The 20060-nt window shown below is 69.7% G+C and carries 16 protein-coding genes; 11 read left to right on the top strand and 5 right to left on the bottom strand.

Annotated features, from left to right (window positions below; translation table 11 throughout):
• Positions 1-2: 2 nt before the first annotated feature.
• From ilvA to Q4P07_RS02540, 3 genes are all read right to left on the bottom strand, one after another.
• Positions 3-1259, bottom strand: a complete 1257-nt coding sequence (ilvA, locus tag Q4P07_RS02550; protein WP_303373362.1) for a threonine ammonia-lyase IlvA — start codon at positions 1257-1259, stop codon at positions 3-5.
• Positions 1260-1315: 56 nt separating this feature from the next.
• The gene (locus Q4P07_RS02545; RefSeq protein WP_303373321.1) at positions 1316-2521 is read right to left on the bottom strand and encodes a M20 family metallopeptidase; all 1206 of its coding nucleotides are present in this window, start codon (positions 2519-2521) and stop codon (positions 1316-1318) included.
• 121 nt (positions 2522-2642) lie between these two features.
• Positions 2643-3668: a 6-phosphofructokinase gene (locus Q4P07_RS02540; RefSeq protein ID WP_303373320.1), complete on the bottom strand. Its 1026-nt coding sequence runs from the start codon at positions 3666-3668 to the stop codon at positions 2643-2645.
• A gap of 235 nt (positions 3669-3903) precedes the next feature.
• Between Q4P07_RS02540 and Q4P07_RS02535 the strand changes: the two genes are divergently transcribed.
• Positions 3904-4503, top strand: a complete 600-nt coding sequence (locus Q4P07_RS02535) for a biotin transporter BioY (RefSeq protein WP_303373319.1) — start codon at positions 3904-3906, stop codon at positions 4501-4503.
• A gap of 61 nt (positions 4504-4564) precedes the next feature.
• Here the strand turns inward: Q4P07_RS02535 and Q4P07_RS02530 are convergent, their stop codons facing one another.
• Positions 4565-5593, bottom strand: a complete 1029-nt coding sequence (locus Q4P07_RS02530) for a hypothetical protein (RefSeq protein ID WP_303373318.1) — start codon at positions 5591-5593, stop codon at positions 4565-4567.
• A gap of 112 nt (positions 5594-5705) precedes the next feature.
• Here Q4P07_RS02530 and Q4P07_RS02525 point away from each other — a divergent pair, with 112 nt between their 5' ends.
• The 10 genes from Q4P07_RS02525 (at position 5706) to Q4P07_RS02480 (ending at position 16752) form a co-directional block, all read left to right on the top strand.
• Entirely contained in the window at positions 5706-6536 is an 831-nt protein-coding gene (locus Q4P07_RS02525) for a hypothetical protein (protein WP_303373317.1), read from the top strand.
• The gene (locus Q4P07_RS02520; protein WP_303373316.1) at positions 6533-6796 is read left to right on the top strand and encodes a hypothetical protein; all 264 of its coding nucleotides are present in this window, start codon (positions 6533-6535) and stop codon (positions 6794-6796) included. The genes Q4P07_RS02525 and Q4P07_RS02520 overlap by 4 nt, the downstream gene beginning before the upstream one ends.
• Positions 6797-6833: 37 nt before the next feature.
• Positions 6834-8705: a sodium:proton antiporter gene (locus tag Q4P07_RS02515; RefSeq protein ID WP_303373315.1), complete on the top strand. Its 1872-nt coding sequence runs from the start codon at positions 6834-6836 to the stop codon at positions 8703-8705.
• A 79-nt stretch (positions 8706-8784) separates the two neighbouring features.
• On the top strand, positions 8785-9978 hold the full coding sequence (locus Q4P07_RS02510) for an MFS transporter (protein WP_303373314.1): 1194 nt from the start codon (positions 8785-8787) through the stop codon (positions 9976-9978).
• A gap of 53 nt (positions 9979-10031) precedes the next feature.
• A complete protein-coding gene (locus tag Q4P07_RS02505) occupies positions 10032-10745 on the top strand; it encodes a VIT family protein (RefSeq protein ID WP_303373313.1) in 714 nt (237 codons plus the stop codon).
• Between the two features lie 43 nt (positions 10746-10788).
• Positions 10789-12168, top strand: a complete 1380-nt coding sequence (locus Q4P07_RS02500) for a glucose-6-phosphate dehydrogenase (RefSeq protein ID WP_303373312.1) — start codon at positions 10789-10791, stop codon at positions 12166-12168.
• Positions 12169-12190: 22 nt separating this feature from the next.
• Positions 12191-13789: a phenylacetate--CoA ligase family protein gene (locus Q4P07_RS02495; protein WP_303373311.1), complete on the top strand. Its 1599-nt coding sequence runs from the start codon at positions 12191-12193 to the stop codon at positions 13787-13789.
• Positions 13789-14169 carry a hypothetical protein gene (locus Q4P07_RS02490; protein ID WP_303373310.1) on the top strand — a complete coding sequence of 127 codons (381 nt, stop codon included), beginning with the start codon at positions 13789-13791 and terminating at the stop codon, positions 14167-14169. The genes Q4P07_RS02495 and Q4P07_RS02490 overlap by 1 nt, the downstream gene beginning before the upstream one ends.
• Entirely contained in the window at positions 14156-14587 is a 432-nt protein-coding gene (locus tag Q4P07_RS02485) for a hypothetical protein (protein ID WP_303373309.1), read from the top strand. The genes Q4P07_RS02490 and Q4P07_RS02485 overlap by 14 nt, the downstream gene beginning before the upstream one ends.
• Positions 14584-16752, top strand: a complete 2169-nt coding sequence (locus tag Q4P07_RS02480) for a hypothetical protein (protein WP_303373308.1) — start codon at positions 14584-14586, stop codon at positions 16750-16752. Before Q4P07_RS02485 ends, Q4P07_RS02480 begins: the two co-directional genes overlap by 4 nt.
• On the opposite strand, the gene Q4P07_RS02475 is transcribed toward Q4P07_RS02480, so the two are convergent.
• Positions 16742-20020 (bottom strand): efflux RND transporter permease subunit, encoded by a 3279-nt coding sequence (locus Q4P07_RS02475; protein WP_303373307.1) that lies wholly within the window; start codon positions 20018-20020, stop codon positions 16742-16744. The two genes, Q4P07_RS02480 and Q4P07_RS02475, sit on opposite strands and share 11 nt — an antisense overlap.
• Between the last annotated feature and the right edge of the window lie 40 nt (positions 20021-20060).

Genomic DNA, 20060 nt, shown 5'->3' with positions numbered 1-20060 from the left:
GCTCAGAGGATGAAGCGGAAGAGCGGGCTGTCGTGGGGGATCGGCTCGACCTCGATCGAAGACGCATCCATCCGCTGCAGCAACGGCCCCAGGTCGTCCTTGGAGCCCAACTCGATGCCGACCAGAGCGGGGCCCGTCTCACGGTTGTTGCGCTTGACGTATTCGAACAACGCGATGTCGTCGTCCGGCCCGAGCACGTCGGCGAGGAACTGGCGCAGCATCCCCGGCTCCTGCGGGAAGTCGACGAGGAAGTAATGCTTGCGCCCCTCGTGGATGAGGGAGCGTTCCATCACCTCGGCATACCTGAGCAGGTCATTGTTGCCGCCGGAGATCACGGCGACCACCGTCTGCCCGGCCTCGATGCCTAGGGAGTCCAAGGCGGAGGAGGCCAGCGCGCCGGCGGGCTCGGCAATGATGCCCTCGGTCTGATAGAGCGCGATCATCTCGGTGCAGACCCGCCCTTCGGGGACCGCGACCAGCTCTGGCGAGTGCGCGGCGACGACGCGATAGGTCCAGTCGCCCGCGCGCTGCACGGCCGCCCCGTCGATGAACCGGTCGATCTCCGGCAGCGTCGTCGGTCCACCCTTCCAGGTGGCCTCGATCATGCAGGCGGCACCGGCCGGTTCGACGCCGACGACCCGCACCTGCGGGTGGCGCTCGGACAGCCAGGTCAGGGCGCCGGACAGCAGCCCGCCACCCCCGACCGGCACGACGAGGACGTCCGGTGGGGCCGGCAGGTCCTCGACGATCTCGCGGGCGATCGTGCCCTGCCCGGCGATCGTGTGCGGATGGTCGAAGGCCGGCACCAACGTGGCGCCCGTGCGACCGGCGTCCTGCGCCGCAGCCGCCGCGGCCTCGTCATACGTCCGGCCTCCGATGATGATCTCCACCCAGTCGCCACCGAGTTGCGCCACCCGGTCCCGCTTCTGACGCGGGGTGTTGCCGGGCAGGTAGATCCGCGCGTTGACACCGAGCGTCGAGCAGGCGTGCGCCACGCCCTGGGCATGGTTGCCGGCGCTGGCACACACGACGCCTGCCCACACCTGCTCGCTGTCGAGCTGGGCGATGAGGTTGGCGGCGCCGCGACCCTTGTAGGAACGGACCGGCTGCAGATCCTCCCGCTTGAGCCAGACCCGGGCTCCGGTGGCCTCCGAGAGGCGGGTGCTGGACTGCAGCGGCGTGCGGGTCACCCGACCGCTGATGCGGACGGCGGCGGCATCGACGTCGTCGGCGGTGGGCAGATCCGGTAGGTCGTGCACGGCCCCCGTCGTGGGTGGCCCGCCGCGGACGGCGTCGTGACCGACGGCTCCGTCGCTCACGCGTCTGCCTGACTCATCTCGGCATGCTCGAGCCGGGCGATGGCCAGGTGCGCGAGAGCTGCGGCCTGGTCGGCGAGCACGGCGTCGTCGAAGAGGACCTCGGCCGAGTGGTTCCAGGAGACGGTCGTGGGGTCGAGCTCAGGTGGGGTGCACTGTAGGAAGAAGAAGGTGCCCGGCACTTCCTGGAGCACGTAGGAGAAGTCCTCCGAGCCCATGAGCGGGTCGGGCCGATCCTCGACGCGCTCGGTGCCGAAGACGCCGCGCAGCTCCTCCAGCACCCAGGCTGACTCGTCGGGGTCGTTGATCGTGACGGGATACTGCACCTGAAAGTCCACGGCCGCCGTGCAGCCGTGCGCCGCCGCGATCCCCTCGGCGAGGCGAGCGGTCTCCTGCCGCATCGTCTCCACGCTCTGCGCCGACAGGGTCCGCACGGTCGCGCCCAGAGCTGCGGTGTCGGGGATGACGTTGATGGCTTCGCCGCCGGAGAGCTGGGTGATCGTGAGCACGACCGGGTCGAAGACGCTGAAGCGACGGGTGACCATTGTCTGCAGGTCGGCCGCGATGGCGACGAGGGCGGCGACGGGATCGATCGCGGTGTGCGGCTGGGAGCCGTGACCGCCCTTGCCCGTGACGGTGATGTGCAGCGTGTTGGATCCGGCCAGCGCTGGCCCTGATCGCTGCCAGAAGACGCCGTGCTCCCCGGGAGAGACGTGGATGCCGTAGGCCGCGATCGGCAAGTCGCCGGAGGCCTCGAGCAGTCCCTCCTCGAGCATCACCTTGGCGCCGCCGTAGCCTTCCTCGCCCGGCTGGAACATGAACAGGACGTTGCCGGCCAGCTCTTCCCTTCGTGCGGACAGCAACCGTGCCGCACCGACCAGGCCGGCGACGTGCAGGTCATGCCCGCAGGCGTGCATCGCGCCGTTCGCGGAAGCGTAGGGCAGATCGGTCGCCTCCCTCACCGGCAGCGCGTCCATGTCGCCGCGGAGCAGGACCGTCGGGCCGGGGCGGCCCCCACGCAGCACCGCCACGATGGAGGTGGTCGCGGTGCCCGTCGTGATCTCCAGCGGCAGCCCCTCCAGGGCGTTCAGCACGAGCTGCTGAGTCTGCGGCAGGTCCAGTCCGACCTCGGGGATCTGGTGCAGCGCGCGCCGCAACTCTACGAGATCGAAGAGGTGGGAAGCGGCATCGGTGAGGAGCGTCATACCTCCCGATCCTAGGGCTGCCCCGGTCGCCCCGACGCCACGTCACCCCACCCTTTCCCACCGGACGGTCGCCGTTGCCGGACCAGACGGTCGTTCCTGCCACTCCGGACGGTCGTCCCGGTCAGCCGAAGAGGATCGCGGCCTCATCCCACTGGTCGCGCGGGACGCACTTGAGATGGCTGGTCGCGTCGGACAGGTTGACGTTGACGATGTCGATGCCGTGCAACGCGACCATCGTGCCCCAGAGACTGTTGCTCACCGCGTCGATGGCCGCGGTCCCGAAGCGCGTCGCGAGCACCCGGTCGTAGGAGCTGGGCACGCCGCCCCGCTGCAGGTGGCCGAGGGTCGTGTTGCGGGCCTCGATGCCGGTGCGCTCCTCGACCATCCGGGTGACTTGTTCCCCAATGCCGCCCAGGAGGGGGCGACCGAAACCGTCCACCCGGTCGCTCTCGACCTGATCGTCCCCGGCAAAGGTGAAGCCCTCGGCGACGACGACCGTCGGTGCACGGCCACGATCCTTCGCCTGCTGCACCCAGCTGCATACCTGCTCCCGCGTCACCGGGACCTCAGGGATGAGGATCGCGTGCGCGCCGCTGGCAATGCCGGCGTGCAGCGCGATCCAGCCGACGTGTCGGCCCATGACTTCCACGACCATGCAGCGCCCATGCGCCTCACCGGTCGTCCGCAGCCGGTCAATCGACTCCGTCGCGATGGAGACAGCAGTGTCAAAACCGAACGTCCGGTCGGTCGCGCTGAGGTCGTTGTCGATCGTCTTCGGCACCCCGACGACGTGGATGCCGTCGTCGTGAAACATGCGGGCCACGGTCAACGTGCCCTCGCCGCCAATGGCGATCAGCGCGTCGATCTCATGCTGGTCGAGGATCTCCCTGACGCGCGTGGTGTCCTGGCCGCCGTGGACGAAGGGACTGACTCGGGAGGTGCCCAAGATGGTGCCGCCCACCCTGGAGAGTCCGCGGACCTTCTGGCGCGGCAGCGGGACGATGAGGTCATCCACCAGCCCCCGGAAGCCGTCGCGCACGCCGACGAACTCGTGCTCGTAGATGCGGTCGCCCTTCAGGACCACTCCTCGGATGACCGCGTTGAGGCCCGGGCAGTCACCACCTGCGTTCAACAGCGCGATCTTCATACCGGGTCCGTCCTCGTGGGGGCTCTGACAACGCGAACGCCGGTCATCTGAGACCGGCGTCGTTCTCCGGCCCCAGGGTATGACGTGAGGTCACCCCACTGCCAGTCCGTCCAGGTCGGAGACGGCGGGGCACCGGCCGACGCGAGCCCTGTCGATGTGGGAGGCTGTGCCGCAGGCGGCTGCTGGACCGGGCGGCTCGCGTCCCTGTTTCGCTGATCCCCGGAGGAGCTCCCCAGTGTCAACCGCAGCAGTTAGCACCCGACCAGGAGTCCTGGCCGACCGTCTCGTGCGGCGCAGTTCTGTGCTCACCGATCTCGCGCTCGTCCTCAGCGGCACGGTGGTCGTCGCGCTCCTGGCCCAGGTGACCATCCCGCTGTGGCCGGTGCCGATCACCGGACAGACCCTGGCCGTCATGGTTGTCGGCGGGGCCCTGGGCCTGCGACGCGGTGCCGCTGCCCTGTCGACCTACCTGCTGGCTGGCCTGGCTGGCCTTCCGGTCTTTGCTGGCGGTCTGGCCGGACCCGCCTACCTGCTGTCCCCGACGTTCGGCTTCATCCTCGGCTTCATCGGCGCTGCGGCCCTGGCCGGGTGGGCCGCCGAGCGTGCCTGGGACCGCAACGTCGTCCTGGCCATGATCGGCTTCGGCCTCGCTACGGTCGTGCCGTTCGTCTTTGGCGTCCCGTGGATGGCGGCGGTGCTCGGCATGAGCGACCCCGCCCAGATCCTGGCCGCGGGGGTAACGCCGTTTATCGTGCCCGGCCTCATCAAGGCCGGCATTGCGGCGGTCGCCTTCCCGTTGGTGTGGCAGTTCGTGCGCCACGTCGACACGAAGTAGTTACGCCGCCACGCACCGCTCTGACGTGCGGATCAGCAGCACGCATCACGCACGCGCATGCTCAGCCGTCTTCGGCCTCCTCAAGGGCGGCGCGTGCGGCGTCGCGAGCCTGGCGGGTCGTCACGATGTCCTCCTGTGCTGCGACAAGTAGGGCGGCCGCCTCCTCGCGGGCTTCGGTGGCGCGATCCAGTTGCTTTCGGGCGCCAGCGAGCAATCGCTCGGCCTGCGCTACCTGCTCAGCCGCCACGGTCGCCTCACGATCGGCAGCCGTGTCCACCTCGGCCGCCTCTCGCCGAGCCGCCCGCGCAGCAGCCACGGCCTTCTCGCACTCATCGAGCTCCATCTCCAGCTCGGCGACCCGCTCTGTGTTGGACGCGTCTGAGTCTGAACCCGAGACCCCCGAACCCGAGTCTGGGTCTGGGTCTGCGACCGGGACCGCAACCGGCATTGCCAACGGTTCGTCCTGGTGCTCCGTCTCCTCTATGGGGTCGGTGTCGGGGGAGTCTGGATCCTCCGCGTCATCACGACCACCCTGGATCCGAGTCAGCACGACCCCGGTGCTGGTGCGCGCCACCGCATCCGCGACGTCGACCTCTCCGAACCCGCTGTAGCTGAGCGCTCGAGTCAGGCTCCCGCTGGTCGCGACTTCCGTTGCGGCTGCATCAGCCAGGGCGGCCACCCCGGTGTCTCGCACTTCTGCCTCAACCCCACTCGTCAGGCTCCCGCTGAGGGAGTGGGCGCGGGCAGCTGCGACCCACGCGGCGAGCACCTCATCGCGCTCCTCGCGCAGAGCGGCCATGCCACCCGCGTCGAGAGCCGCTTGGGCGTGTCGCAGACGGGTCCCGACGTTGACCAGCAGCCCCACCACCGGATCACCCGCCCGGACCAGCGTATTGATCGCGTCCGCCGACACGCTCGGTTTGCGCAGGGCACCGATCTCCTTGGCGACGTCCCGGTGGCCCGCGGCCTTCAACCGGGTCACCCACTCCTTTCGGACGGACACGAACTCCGCCGGGGCCACGCCATACACGGCCCAGACGGCACGGCTCAGGCCCTCCTGCGGCCCGGGGTCGCCGTCCACTGCTTCCATGACGAGGACAGTAGAGGACGGGCCACCGGAAAAGCAGCGGTGACCGTTCGGTGTGGCTGTGGTGACCATCCGGTGTGGCTGTGGCGACCGTCCGGTCACTTAGGGTGGCGTCGTGACCCAGGACCTGCACATCGTGCCCCTGCACGTGTTGGACACCGACGTCGACCTGCACGTCACCGGCCACGACGCGGCGGGCACTGCTGCCGCCATCGCACAACGTTGGCACCTCGCGCTGCGGGAGGGCGAGGGCAGCCTCACCGCCACCGTTGTCGAAGCCGCGCTGCTTCCCCCCGACCGCGACGAGGCCGCCCCGTGGACCCGGGAGGAGACCGTCGTCCACCACTCCGACCTGCCGAGGTTGTTGCAGCTGCTCACGCAGTCGGTGACCTACGCCGTGATCGGGGCGCGTTCGGGTGAGCTGCTGATGCTCCACGCCGCCGCGCTCGCGCACCCCGTCACGGGTGCCGCCGCGGGCTTCGTCGCCCCCGGCAACACCGGCAAGACCACCCTGTGCCGGACCCTCGGCCCGGAGCTGAGCTATCTGACCGATGAGACCCTCGGGATCCGTCGCGACGGCACCATCGCGGCCTACCTCAAACCGTTGTCCACCCGCCGCACCGACTGGCTGGGCGTCAAGGACGAGCAGGCGCCGGGTGCGCTGAGGCTGCAGGCGCCACCTGCGCCGCCGTGGATCGCGGGCCTGGTCATCCTGGAGCGTGATCCCGAGCACGCGGGGGAGCCGCTCGTCGAAGAGCTCGACACCCTCGACGCGGTCATCGCGCTGACGCCGGAGTCCTCGGCGTTCATGAAGACCGAGCGTCCCCTGCAATGGCTCGCCGACGTGCTCGAGCGCACCGGGGGAGCCCGCCGGGCAACGTACGGCGAGGTGGCGCAGCTGCGGCCGCTGGCGCACGAGATCTGCGGACGGCCTTCGCCGTGGTGACCTATCGGAGCGTCCCCGGCCATGACGAGCTGCACCGCCACGGGGAGTCACTCGTCCTGCTCGACGGGATGGTCCAGCGGATCTCCGCGCTCGGGACCGTGGTCCGCGCGCATGCCGTCGAGCCGGCCACCGTCGAGGCCCTCGCGGCTGCCCTGGAGGAGGAGTTCGGTGCGCCACCGGAGGACAGCACCGTCGAGATGACCCAGCGGTCCCTGGACGCCCTCGTCGAGGCCGGGTTGCTCGAACGTCTCGGCGACTGAATCGACCTATCCGCCCTTCTGTTGCACACTTGCGGTCGTGTCCCCCGCCCCGTACCTCGCGCTCGTGCTGGGGCTGGCTGCGATCTGCCAGCTCTTCGCCTACCGGGTGCGGGTCCCTTCCATTCTTTTCCTGCTCCTCACCGGATTCGCCCTCGGACAGCTGGTCCGACCCGATGACGTGCTGGGCCGGGAGGTGCTCTTCGCTGGCGTCAACATGTGCGTGGGGATCATCCTCTTCGAGGGGGCTCTGTCCCTGCGGTTCCGCGACCTTCGTGGTCTGAGCAAGGCGGTATGGCGACTCTGCACGGCGACAGTGGTGCTCGCTTGGGCGCTCATCACCTCCGCGGCACTGGTCGCCGGGATCGCCTGGGAGCTCGCGCTGCTCATCGGCGCTCTGCTCGTGGTGACCGGGCCGACCGTGATCGCCCCGATCCTGCGTCAGCTGCGACCGACCCGGCGCGTCGCCTCGATGCTGCGGTGGGAGGGCATCGTGGTCGACCCGATCGGCGCGATCCTGGCGGTACTGGTCTTCCAGGCGATCATCGTCGGAGCACCCGAGGGCGCGTTCGCGACCGCGGCCCTCACGCTCGGCAAGACCGTGCTCGTCTCCACGGTTCTGACCCTCGTCTTCGGCGGGCTGCTCGAGCTGGCCCTGCGCAAGCACCTGATCCCAGATTTCCTCGACGGCGTCATCTTCCTCTCGGTCGCCGTCGGTGCGCTGGTCGTCTCCAATCAACTGCAGGCCGAGAGCGGGCTCCTGACGGTGACGATGCTGGGCATCTACCTCGCCAACCGGCCCGGCCTCAACCTGACCCACGTCCGGGAGTTCAAGGAGGACCTGCAGGTCCTCATCGTCGGGGTCCTGTTCGTGCTCTTGGGCGGCCGCGTCAGCCCCGAACGCGTCGTGGCGATCGCGCCGACTGCCCTCATCTTCGTGTCCCTGCTCATCTTCGTGGTCCGTCCCGTGTCGATCTGGCTCGGGCTGATGGGCAGCTCGGCCACCCGCCAGGAGCGGACGCTGCTGTCCTTCATGGCCCCTCGTGGCATCGTCGCGGCCGCGGTCGCGAGCATCTTCGCGCTGGAGCTGGAGCGCGCCGCGTCCGAGGCGAGCCTCGCCGCGTCCCACGGTGGCCAGAGCCCGCAGGAGACCTTGGCGCTGCAGGCGTATGCCGAGCGTCTGAGCACGCTGCTGGACTCTGCCGTCGACCTGGTCCCTCTCGTGTTCGTCACCATCGTGGTGACCGTGGCTGTCTACGGGCTAGGGGTGGGACGTCTCGCAGAGCGGCTGGGGCTGGCCACCACGGTCCCCAGCGGAGTGCTCTTCGCCGGTGCGCCGGCGTGGGCCAGGCAGGCAGCGGACCTGCTGGCCAAGCTCGACGTCCCCACGCTGCTCGTCTCGCTGGCACCGGGGGAGGTGAGGCAGGCCAGGATGGCCGGGCTCCGGATCGAACGCACGCACATCCTGTCCGAGTATGCGGTCGAGGACATGGAGCTGGCGGGCATCGGCTCCTTCGTGGCGAGCACCTTTGACGACGAGACCAACTCGACCGCGGCCCGGGAGTTCGCCCGCACCCTCGGGTCCCAGCACACCTTCGCCCTGGGGCGCCAGGAAGATGGCGTCAAGGACACCCAGCGCACCGCGTCCAAGCTCACGACGCAGCTGGCTTTCGATCCGCCGTTGTCGGCCCCACAGCTGGAGCAGCGGCTCCACGAGGGGATGCAGGTGCGCCAGACCAAGCTGACCGAGAAGCACACGCTGTCGATGTTCAGGGAGCGTCAACCCGACGCTGTGCTGATGTTCTACGTCAAGGACGGCACCGCCCACGTCGTGTCGACGGAGACGACGGTGCCGGAGACGGACTCGACGCTCCTCGCCCTCGTCCGGCCGCGTGGCGGGCCCAACGCCTAGCGCTCGCCACGGCGTAATCTGCAGGTGTCCCCGCGAGGGCCTGTCCCCCCTCGCACACCTTTGAAAAGAGGCACCTCGTTTGACTCTGCCCGTCGGCGCGTTGCAGCTCGCGCCGCGCGCCCGCACCCTCGCCTTCGTCGCCCTCATCATGGGCGGGGTCGGCATCGGCATCACTGAGTTCGTGACCATGGGCCTGCTCCCGCAGATCGCGGACGGCGTCGTCGTCTCCATCCCGGCAGCCGGCCACACCATCTCGGCGTATGCGGTCGGCGTCGTCGTGGGGGCTCCGCTGGTCGCGCTCGGTGCCGCGCGGCTGCCGCGTCGCGGGGTGCTGCTCGTGCTCATGGTCCTCTTCGCGATCGGCAACGCCCTGAGCGCGCTCGCGCCCACTTACGGCACCCTGATCGGCGCGCGTTTCCTCGCGGGGCTGCCGCACGGCGGCTACTTTGCCCTGGCCTCGCTCGTCGCCGTCGGGATGGTGCCGAAAGGGCAGGGCGGTCGGGCCGTCGGCACCGTCATGCTCGGCATCCCGATCGCCATGGTGATCGGTGTCCCCCTAGGCACCTGGGCGGGTCAGATCCTCGGGTGGCGGATCGCCTACTGGGCCTGCGCGGTCATCGGGATCCTCACGGTGGTGCTGATCCGGATGTGGGTCCCACATTTCGCAGGGGAGCGCGATCAGTCCTGGCGCACCGAGCTGAGGGCCTTCGGGGAGGTGCAGTTCTGGCTAGCTCTGCTCACCGGTGCCGTGGGCTTCGGCGGGATCTTCGCGATGTACTCCTACATCGCCCCCACCATCACCGAGGTCACCGGTCTGCACCAGAGCTGGGTCCCGGTCTTCCTCCTCGCCTACGGCCTGGCCTCGATCGTGGGCACCTGGCTGGGCGGGCGGCTCTCGGACTGGTCGATCCTGCGGACGCTGGCCCTGACCGGCCTCGCGTCGGCGGTCTCGCTGCTCGCCTTCTGGCAGACGTCGAGGTGGGCACTGCCCGCGCTGCTCACTGTCTGTCTCATCGCGGTCGCCGGGTCGGGCTGGGTGGTCACCCTGCAGCTGCGCCTGATGAGCGTCGCCGGTGATGCCAAGACGATCGGTGCCGCCATGAACCACTCCGCGCTCAACATCGCCAACGCGCTCGGTGCCTGGCTCGGCGGCCTGGTCATCACTGCTGGCTATGGCTATCGCGCGCCCTCGCTCGTCGGTGCCGCCCTGTCGATCGCTGGGCTCCTCGTCCTGGGCACCTCGTTGCTGATCCACCGCAGGCAGCGCAGATAGGCAAGCCTCGCCACGCTGGCGGCGTGGTCCGGTCCAGCGACAAGGTGGGTGACATGAGCACGGAACTGCACCACATCGAGCCCGTCAGCTCCGCGACCGCCTCCCGGCTCAACTGGCTGCGGGCCGGCGTCCTCGGCGCCAACGACGGCATCATCTCCACCGCTGGCGTGGTCATCGGGGTGGCGGCCGCGACGCCGGAGCGGACCGCGATCCTGGTCGCCGGCCTGGCGACCCTTGCCGCGGGCGCGATGTCGATGGCGGTGGGTGAGTACGTCTCCGTCAGCACCCAGCGCGACAGCGAGCGAGCCATGCTGGAAAAGGAGCGGCGCGAGCTCGAGGACTTCCCCGAGGAGGAGCTCGAGGAGCTGGCGGGGATCTACCGCGCTAAGGGGATCAGTGACGAGCTTGCGCACCAGGTCGCGACCCAGCTCACCGCGCACGACGCCCTCGCCGCGCACGCCGAGGCCGAGCTCAAGATCGACCCTGACGAGCTGACCAACCCCTGGCATGCGGCGTGGGCCTCGATGGTGGCCTTCACCCTCGGCGCGATCCTCCCGCTGGCGGCGATCCTGCTCACGCCGATCGCCTTCCACGTCGTGGTGACCGTGAGTGCAGTCCTCCTCGCGCTGGCGCTGACCGGCGTGATCAGTGCCTACCTGGGTGGATCGGCCACCACCCCGGCGGTGGTCCGGGTGGTGCTCGGCGGAGCGCTCGCCATGGCCATCACCTGGGTCATCGGGACCCTGGTCGGTATGCAGGTCGGCTAGGCAACGACGCGCGCGCAGGGCAGTCACGGCATACCCTGAATTCATGACCGACCAGCCCACCACCCTCCTGATCCTCGGCGCTTCCGGTGACCTCACCCAACGGCTTCTCCTGCCGGGGCTGGGCACCCTTTTCAAGGAGGAGCCGCAGCGCGCGGTCACCGTGGTCGGAGCTGACCGCCTCGAGCTGAGCGACGACGACTGGCGCAGCAGGGTCCGTGGGGCGATGGCGCAGGCGCAACTGCCGGACGACCTGGCCGCTCCCGTGGTGGACGGCACCAGATATGTGCAGACGGATGCCCTGGACCAGGGTCAGCTGAGCTCACTGCTGGCAGCGACCACGGAGCCGCTGATCATCTACTTCGCGCTGCCCCCGTCGGTGACGGTCAAGGTGTGCGCGTTGCTGGAGAAGATCGGCGTCCCTCGGGGGACCCGGCTGGCGCTGGAGAAGCCGTTCGGGAGCGACCTAGCCTCCGCGCGCGAGCTCAACAAGCAGCTGCTGCGGGTGGTGCCGGAGAACGACATCTACCGGATCGATCACTTCCTGGGCGTCAACACCATCCTCAACCTGCTCGGGATCCGCTTCGCCAACCGACTGCTCATGCCGATCTGGTCCAACGAACACATCGATCGGGTCGAGATCACCTATGACGAGTCGCTGGCCTTGGAGGGCCGGGCCGGCTACTACGACAAGGCCGGTGCGCTCCTGGACATGATCCAGTCGCACCTGTTGGAGATCCTGGCTTTCTTCTCCCTCGAGGCGCCGGCGACGATGCACGCCGAGGAGATCCGCTCGCTCAAGGCGCAGGTGCTGCGCGCGGTGCACCCGTGGGGGCACGACCCCGCGTCCGCATCGCGGCGTGCGCGCTACACGGCGGGGACCCTCGGTGACCGGCAGATCCCGAACTATGTCGACGAGGACGGAGTCGATCCCCAGCGTGGGACCGAGACGCTCGCGCAACTGACCCTGCAGCTCGACAACGCCCGGTGGGCGGGGGTGCCGTTCGTGCTCCGGTCCGGTAAGGCGATCGGCACCGCGTGCAAGCGCATCACCGTCACCTTCAAGGCGCCGGCTCACGTGCCCAGCGGCTTCAAGGACAGCCCGAGACCGGACCGTCTCATCCTGGACATCAAGCCCGGCGCCGTCACGCTGGACCTGTCGATGAACGCCGAGGGCGATCCTTTCGAGCTGGAGCAGAAGGAGTTGCAGGCCGAGCTGGGCAAACCGCGGATGCTGCCCTACGGAGAGATTTTGGGCGCCATCCTGGACGGCGACCCGTTTATGACGATCCGCGGCGACGAGGCAGAGGAGCTGTGGCGGATCGTGGAGCCGGTGCTGGCCGAGTGGGAGGCGGGCCACGTCGAGCTGGAGGAGTATGCCGCTGGCTCGGCCGGGCCCGAAGGATGGGACAGGCCGCCCCGCTGACCCGCCTGGCTACAGTGCGGACATGGTATTCCGGGAGGTCGGGCAGAGGATCTGGACGAGCAGTCCGCTCACGCAGGCGCGGCGGGGCGCGCTGCGCGCAGGCACGTCGGCGCTGTCCAGCACCTACAGCGTCTACAAGGTCCACCCGGCGACGTGGCGGTTCACCGCGACGCACTACCAGCCGTGGATGGGCGACTTCGCCCGCTGGCATGCGTGGATGACCTGCCAGCTGGCCTCGCTCAACGTGCCCGCCTACCGGGCGCACCTGGCCGAGCACGACTGGCGCTTCCGCTGGTGGGACCTGGACAACTATCCGCCCACCGACAAGGAGTCCTACGTCAAACGGCACACGGAGGCGCAGCGCTCGCGGCGGGGTGTGCTGGAGCTGCGGGGCACCATCGTGGACGAGTCCTCCGGGAGTTCGGGCACGCCATACAACTGGGTCCGCGGCCGCGACGAACTGGCGGACGTGCACCGCAACGTCGCCGGCTTCGCCTCGCTGATGATGCGCGGGGAGGACCGGCTCTTCGTGATCAACGCCTACTCGATGGGCGCGTGGGCGACCGGGACCAACACCGGGATCGCGATGGCCAAGATCGCGATGGTAAAGAACACCGGCCCCGACCTGGACAAGATCGTCGACACGCTGCGCCACTTCGGTCCGGAGTTCACCTACCTGGTTGCGGCCTATCCACCTTTCCTCAAGGACCTGCGCGACCGCCTCGATGCGGAGGGCTGGGACTGGCCGGCGTGGCGGATGCACGGGTTGGTGGGCGGAGAGGGCATGACCGAGGCGCTGCGCGACTACTGCGAGGAGCGCTTCTTGACGGTGCGCTCGGGCTACGGCGCCTCCGACCTGACCATCGGGATCGGCGGAGAGACGGACCTGACGGTCTGGCTGCGCCGCGCGCTGCTGGCCGACCACGACCTGCGTGAGGCGGTGCTCGGGCCCGGAGAGGCCCGCACGCCGATGATCTTTCAGTACAACCCGCTGGAGACCTACCTGGAGACCACGCCCGAGGGTGAGCTGCTGTGCACGCTCACCTCGACGTCGGTGCTCTCGCCCAAGCTGCGCTACAACATCGGCGACGAGGCACGGTTGATGGACTGGCACGACCTGGCCGCGGTGCTGCGCGCCAACCCGGAGTGGCAGCTGCCGGCGCGGGAGGCGTTCCACAAGCAAGGTATGAAGCTTCCGCTCCTGCTGCTTTTCGGCCGCGCCGACTCCACGATCTCCTTCATGGGTGCCAACATCTATCCCCAGGACGTCGAGAACGGTCTGTACACCGACGAGCGCCGAGCCGCCCAGATCGCCTCCTTCACGCTGACCCTGGAAGACCGTGACGGCGACGCCACCAGCCAGACACCGACCATCCACGTCGAGCTGCGGCCAGAGGTGGCGCTGGCGGACGCCGAAAGGGATCAGCTGGCAGCCGACGTGCGCACGGGAGTGGTCGCCTACCTGGCCCGCACCAGCCGCGACTTCGCCCAGTCGCTGGAGGAGAGCGATCGCAGCGACGACATCGACGTGCGGGTCCACGCTGAGGGCACCGGGCCCTTCGCCGGCCAGCCCGACAAGCTCAAACGGGTCTACCTGAGTCGAGACGGGCGGAGCAGCTGATGGCGACCAGTGCACAGCAGCAGCAGGCGGGCGCGATCTTCGTCGGTGCCACCAGTTACAACTCCCCGTTGGCCTGGCTGCGCCTGAGCAAGCGGTGGAGCGCGATGATCCGAGGGCTGCAAGAGATGCCTGGCTACCTGCACCACCAGGTCTACTGGGATCCGCCGTTTGCCCTCGGCACGATCGGCTACTTCGCCACGCGGGAGGATCTGCTGACCTTCGCGCGCAGCGACATCCACCGTGGCCTGATGCAGTGGGTCACCGACGGCACCAAGCACGCCACCGCCGGCTACATCCGCCTCTACGACCTGCCGGCCGGTGACGCTGCCGCCGCCGGGGACCAGCAGCCCGAGGAGGAGGAGCCGGATGCGCACGCGTGACTTTTCCGCCGCCCCGGCGCTGGCCCAGGCAGAAGCGATGCTGACGCTGATGCCGCAGGGCGGGGACTACCACGTCGCGGCCTCCCCGCGCTGGCTCCTGCAGGTCCGCAGACAGCTGCGCTCGGCGCCCGGGCTGGTGCGCCGTGAGTGGCTGCGTCCCGGGCCCCGCCCGACCGGGGTGGTCGCCTTCTTCAACGAGTCCGCCCAGGCGCAGTCGTTGCTCGCTGCGCTCGAACAGGCCGGGGTCGCGGTCAGCGCCCAGCTGCATGTCGCCCACCCGACGGGCTACAGCAACGGTTCCTGGAGGGTGGAGAGCAGCGAGATGACCCACATCGAGCACTTCTCGCGGTTGCCCGGCGAGGGACAGCCACCGAGGGTGGCCGGTGGCCCCGGTGACGCGGCCTCGGAGGCCGGGTGATGCAGGTCCGTCGGGTCCGCACCCGTGCGGATCTGCGGGCCTTCCTGCGCCTGCCGGACTGGGATCCGCGTGTCGCCAGTCACGGTGTGCCGTTGTGGCACAGCTCGATCCGGCTGTGGTGGTCCGGCAAGGGGCCGCACCGCAGGCACGGGCCGGTCGAGCTCTACCTGGTCCGGGACCACACCGGAGCGGTCCGCGGCCGCACGACGCTGCATACCGACGCGCGCCTGGATGCCAAGCTGGGGGAGGCGACGCTGCTGCTGGGGGCGACCGAGTTTGCCGACCGGGAGGCGCTGGCGGCGATGGTGGGGTATGCCGTGCGCCAGGCTCGATCCCGCGGGTGCACCCGTCTCCTGGGGCCGGTGTCGTTGCTGCCCAACCAGGTCGGCGGCGTGATCACCTCAGGTTTCGACAAGCCGGGCTTCCTGGACGGGCCGTGGAACCCTGAGCACTACCCCGCCGACTGGGAAGCGCTCGGGTTCGAGCGCACCTGGACCGGAGCGACCTGGCGATGCGAGGACGTCGCGCGACTGGATCCGGACAGCGTCTTCCCGCTCCAGCCCTCGGACGATGCTCTGATCGTCCGACGCGGCAACCGGCGCCACCTGGCCGAGCAGCTCCCGATCCTGCGCCGGATGCTCAATGCCTCCTTCGCTGAGTTGGGCTATTACACCCCGATCGAGGCGGACGAGCTCGAGGCGGCGACCGACGGGCTGGCCCACCTGCTGGACGAACGGCTGCTGCTCTGGCTGGAACGCGACGGCGAGCCGGTCGCGTTCGTGCTCGTGGTGCCGGACCTGACGGGCTTCGTGCGCTCGCGTCGTGGGCGGATGTCGCCGGTGGACCTGGTGGCTCTGATGGCAACCAGGGGGCGCTACCGCCGCGACGCCGTGCTCATCATCAAGGGCACGGTGCCAGATGCTAGGGGCCTGGGGTTGATGCGTCGGCTCTCCCATGAGCTCCTCGTGGGCCTGCGCGCGGGTGGTTATCGGAACCTGTCCGTGACCTTCATCGAGGATGACAACTCCGGCTCGCAGTCGCAGTTCGTCGCGATGGGGGGAGAGCCGCTGCACGAAACGTGCTTCTACACGCGGCCGGTCGGGCTGGCGGACGACGACGACGACGAGGAAGGAAACCTCGTGCTCGCGGCGCGAGATGATTTGAGCGAAGGCAGCGATGCCCCTGCAACCACGCGGTTGCTGGCTCGTGGCGCTGACTGGGGCCGCGCCCCGAGCGCGCACAACACCCAGCCGTGGCGGCTCCGACCGGTGGACGAGCGGACCCTGGCCCTCGGCTGGCACGCTGACCGCGAGCTGAGGGTGGGGGACCCGACCCGGCGCGACCTGATGCTCTCCCTGGGGGCGCTCACGCTGGCGCTGAAGGTGGTGGCTCGTGACCTCGGGCTCTCCGCGGACGTGTCCTGGGCGGTGGACGAGGGCCGGCACGAGGCGGCCGTGGTCCACCTTCGGGAGTTTTCCCCCAGCGGGGATGCACCGAATCCTGCCCAGGGCTGGACGGTGGCCGAGCTGCAGTCGCGGCGCACCTCCCGCGCGGCGTTCCTGCGCCAACCCGGGGACGAGGACGTGCAGGACCTGGCCGCCGAGGCTGGGATCGAGCTGGCCCGCCTGCCCGATGATCTCATCGAGCGGCTCCTGCCTGCGGCGACCGCGCGAACCCTGACTGGGCCGGCCGCGGAGGAGCTGGGCTCCTGGCTCAGGCTCACTCCGAAAGATGCGCGGCATGACCTCGACGGGCTCAGTGCGGAGGTGTTGGGGTTGTCGCCTCCGCAGGCCGCGGGGCTGCAGCTCCTCACCGGCTCGCCCCACCTGCGCCGGCTGCTGGGCGCCAGCAGGCTGGACAGGGTCGTCGCTGCGGTCAGCGCGGTGCGTCCCCGCGGCACGGTCGTCGCGCTCTGTGCCGAGCCCGGCCTGGAGCTGGAGCAGCTGGGCCCCCTGGGGGAGCGGCTGCTGGCCACCTGGCTGGCAGGGCAGCGCGCCGGATGGTCAGCGCATCCGCTCAGCGAGCTGATCGACGACCCGCGCACCGCTGAAGCGCTGCATACCCACGTCTCGATCGCGGGTGGTCGCCCACGGCAGGTCTACGCGCTCTGGCGTTGGGGTGCTCCGGGCGCCGTGCCACCGCGAAGCCCCCGGCTCAGGGATTGACGCCCGAAGCGGCGTCGGCCGGGGACGTGGGCGTGGACATGGACTTGGCCGTCGACGCAGACGACGACGTAGCCGCCGGCGTGGAGATAGAGCGGCCCAACCGGGCGGCTCCGCGCTCGACGAGCTCGTAGAGCACCGGCACGAGGATCAGCGTCAGCAACGTCGAGCTGATCAGGCCACCGATCACCACGATGGCCAACGGTTGGCTGATGAAGGCGCCACCGCCGGTCACCGCGAGCGCCATCGGTGTCAACGCCAGGACCGTGGCCAGGGCAGTCATCAAGATCGGTCGCAGCCGGTGCCGGCTGCCCTCGACGACGGCGGTGGTGCGGTCCATGCCCCTGGCGCGATACTGGTTGACGAGGTCGATGAGCACGATCGCGTTGGTCACGACGATGCCGATGAGCATGAGCATGCCGATCATGGAGGAGATGTCCAGCGGGGTGTCGGTCGCCAGCAGCAGGCCGATCGATCCGGTGGCGGCGAAGGGGACCGACACCAGCAGGATCAACGGCTGAAGCAGGCTGTTGAAGGTCGCCACCATCACCAGATAGACGATGGCGATCGCCGCCAGCAGCGCCAGACCGAGCGCGCTGAAGGCCTTGGCCTGGTCGGCGCTGACTCCGCCCAGCTCCACCTGCACGCCGGCGGGCACGTCGAGGCCGTCCAGCCGCTGCTGCAGGTCGGCGCTCACCGCGCCGAGGTCGTCACCGGTGGATTTGCCGGTGACGGTGGCCGCGCGCAGCCCGTCGATGCGGGTGATGCTCACGGCTTCGTCCACGGTCGCCAGGTCGGCCACGTCGTCCAGCGTGACCGGGTCCCCGGCCGCGTCGGTCGCGACCTGGAGCTTCTTGAGCTTGTCCAGCTCACCGGCCTCGCCCGCCTTCACCACCACGTCGACGCGCTGGTTGTCCAGCTCGATCCGACCCACGGTGGTGCCGTCGGTGGCAGCCTGCACGACCTGCCCGAGCGCTGCCTCGGTCAGGCCCGCTGCGGCCGCGGCCTCGCGGTCGACGCTGACTCGCAGGGCCGGGATCGTGTCCGTCAGGTTGTTGGTGACATCGGCGGCCCCGGACTCCATCATCAGGTCAGTGACGTCCTTGGCGGTCGCCCGCAGAGCCTGCGGGTCCTGGGACTGCACGCGCACCTCCAGGCCGCTGGGGCCCATCTGCTGCCCGGCCTGAGCCACCACGGTCGCGCCCTTGGGCAGGTCGCGCTGGATCTGGGTGGTCAGCTCCTTGGCGAACTCCTCCCCGGCGATGCCCTCGTCCAGGGTCAGCGCCACCGTCGCCGTGTTGGCGCCGCTGCCCAGGAAGACGGATTCGATCCCACCGGGGGAGCCGACCGTGACCTGGTAGGAGGTGACGTCGTCGCGCCCGGCCAGCCAGGTCTCGATCTGACCGGCCTGGGAATCGGTCTGGTCCAGGGTGGTGCCGGTGGGCATGCTCAGGGTGGCCTGCAAGGTGTTCTCGCCCGAGCTGCCGATGAACTGGGTCTTGAGCAGGGTCGCCGACCAACCGGTCCCACCCAGGACGATCGCGGCGAGCAGCAGCGTCACCCACGGGTGGGCCAGGACGCCGCGCAACACGGGCAGGTAGGCGCGCTGGAGCACGTCGGGCCGGTCGGCATGCTCGGCGGTTTCGCCGTCGTGGCGCCCGCGACGGGCCCCGTGTCCCCCGGCCAGGAGCCAGAAGCCCAGCACCGGCACGATCGTCAGCGCGACGAGCAGCGAGGCCAGCATCGCCAGAGAAACCGTCACGGCGAACGGCTTGAACAGCTCGCCGACCTGACCTTCGACGAAGCCAAGCGGTAGGAAGACCGCCACCGTAGCCACCGTCGCCGAGGTGATCGCGCCAGCGACCTCGCGGGTGGCCTCGACCACCGCGGTGAGGCGATCCTGGCCCATGCCGATGTGCCGCTTGATGTTCTCGATCACCACGATGGAGTCGTCGACCACGCGGCCGATCGCGATGGTCAGCGCGCCCAGGGTCAGGATGTTGAGGCTGTAGCCGAGGACCTTGAGCCCGATCAGCGCGATGAGCAGCGACAGCGGGATAGACAGTGCGGTGACCAGGGTCAGGCGCACGGACAGGAGGAAGACCAGGACGACCAGGACGGCGAAGCCGAGCCCGAGCAGTCCCTCCGTCGCCAGGTCCTCGATCGATTTCTCGATGAAGGGGGCGCCGTCGTAGATGGTGACGAGCTCGCCGCCGTCCAGCGCGGTGCTGATGTCGGCGTCCATGTCCGCGAGCTGGTGGCTGATGTCGACGGCGTTGCCATCGGGGGTCTTGGTGATCGCCAGACCGACGCTGGGCTCGCCGTTGGTCCGCGTGTATGCCGTCGCCGGGCGCTCCTCCAGGCTCACCTTCGCGACGTCGCCAAGAGTGGGGATCTCCACCTCGCCAGCGGCGGCAGCGCTCGCGCCGTCCTGGTCGGGGATCGCTCCTGCCTCCGTCGCGGCTGCTGCTGCGGCCTCTGCGGTGGCTGCGGCCTGCGCGGCGGCCTGCTGCCTACCCACCACCTGCGGCGTGAGCAGGGGCAGGGCGGCGATCTCCTGCGCCGAGGTCAGCCGGGAGCCGACCTGGACCGGCAGCTCGGTCGCTCCGTCCAGCACCCGGCCACCGGGCATCACCACGCCGTTGGTCTGCAGGACCTGCCCGACGATCGCGGCGTTGACGCCCTGCTCCTTTGCCTTTTCCTCGTCCAGGTCAACGGTGATGACGCGGTCGGCGACGCCGGACAGGGTCACCGCGCGCACACCGTCGAGGTCCTCGATGTCCGGGATGACCACCCGCTGGAGGCGGTCGACGAGGTCGACGCTGTCCACGCCGTCCCCGCCGGAGGCGGCGAGCTGGATGATCGGGAAGTCGTCGAGGTTGCCGGCGAAGATCTGCGGGGTGGCGCTCTCGGGCAGGTTGGGCAGCGCGAGCACCGCGCGCTGCAGGTCGGTCTGGGCCGAGCCCATATCGGTGCCGTAGTCCAGCTCGATGATGACCGAGGAGAAGCCGTCGGCGCTGGTCGAGGACACCTCGACCACGTTGGGCAAGCCTTGGGCGGCGACCTCGACCGGCTTGGTCACCTGCTCCTCGACGACGGAGGCGCTCGAGCCCTGGGCGGGGGTGGCCACGACCAGCACGGGGAACTGCAGCGACGGAAACAGCTCGCGCGGAAGGGCGCCGGCGGACCATAGTCCCGCCAGGACGCTGAACAGCGTAACCAGGGCGATGAGCGCGCGGTTGCGGACGCTGAACAACGTGAGGCGTGACATGATAGTTATGGTAAAGCCAATAGTTAGCCTGACCCAAATG

It is taken from the genome of Ornithinimicrobium sp. (genome assembly GCF_030537745.1).
Lineage (GTDB): Bacteria > Actinomycetota > Actinomycetes > Actinomycetales > Dermatophilaceae > Ornithinicoccus.
Note: the sequence above shows the minus strand (reverse complement) of the source record. Positions and strands in the feature narration are given on the sequence as shown.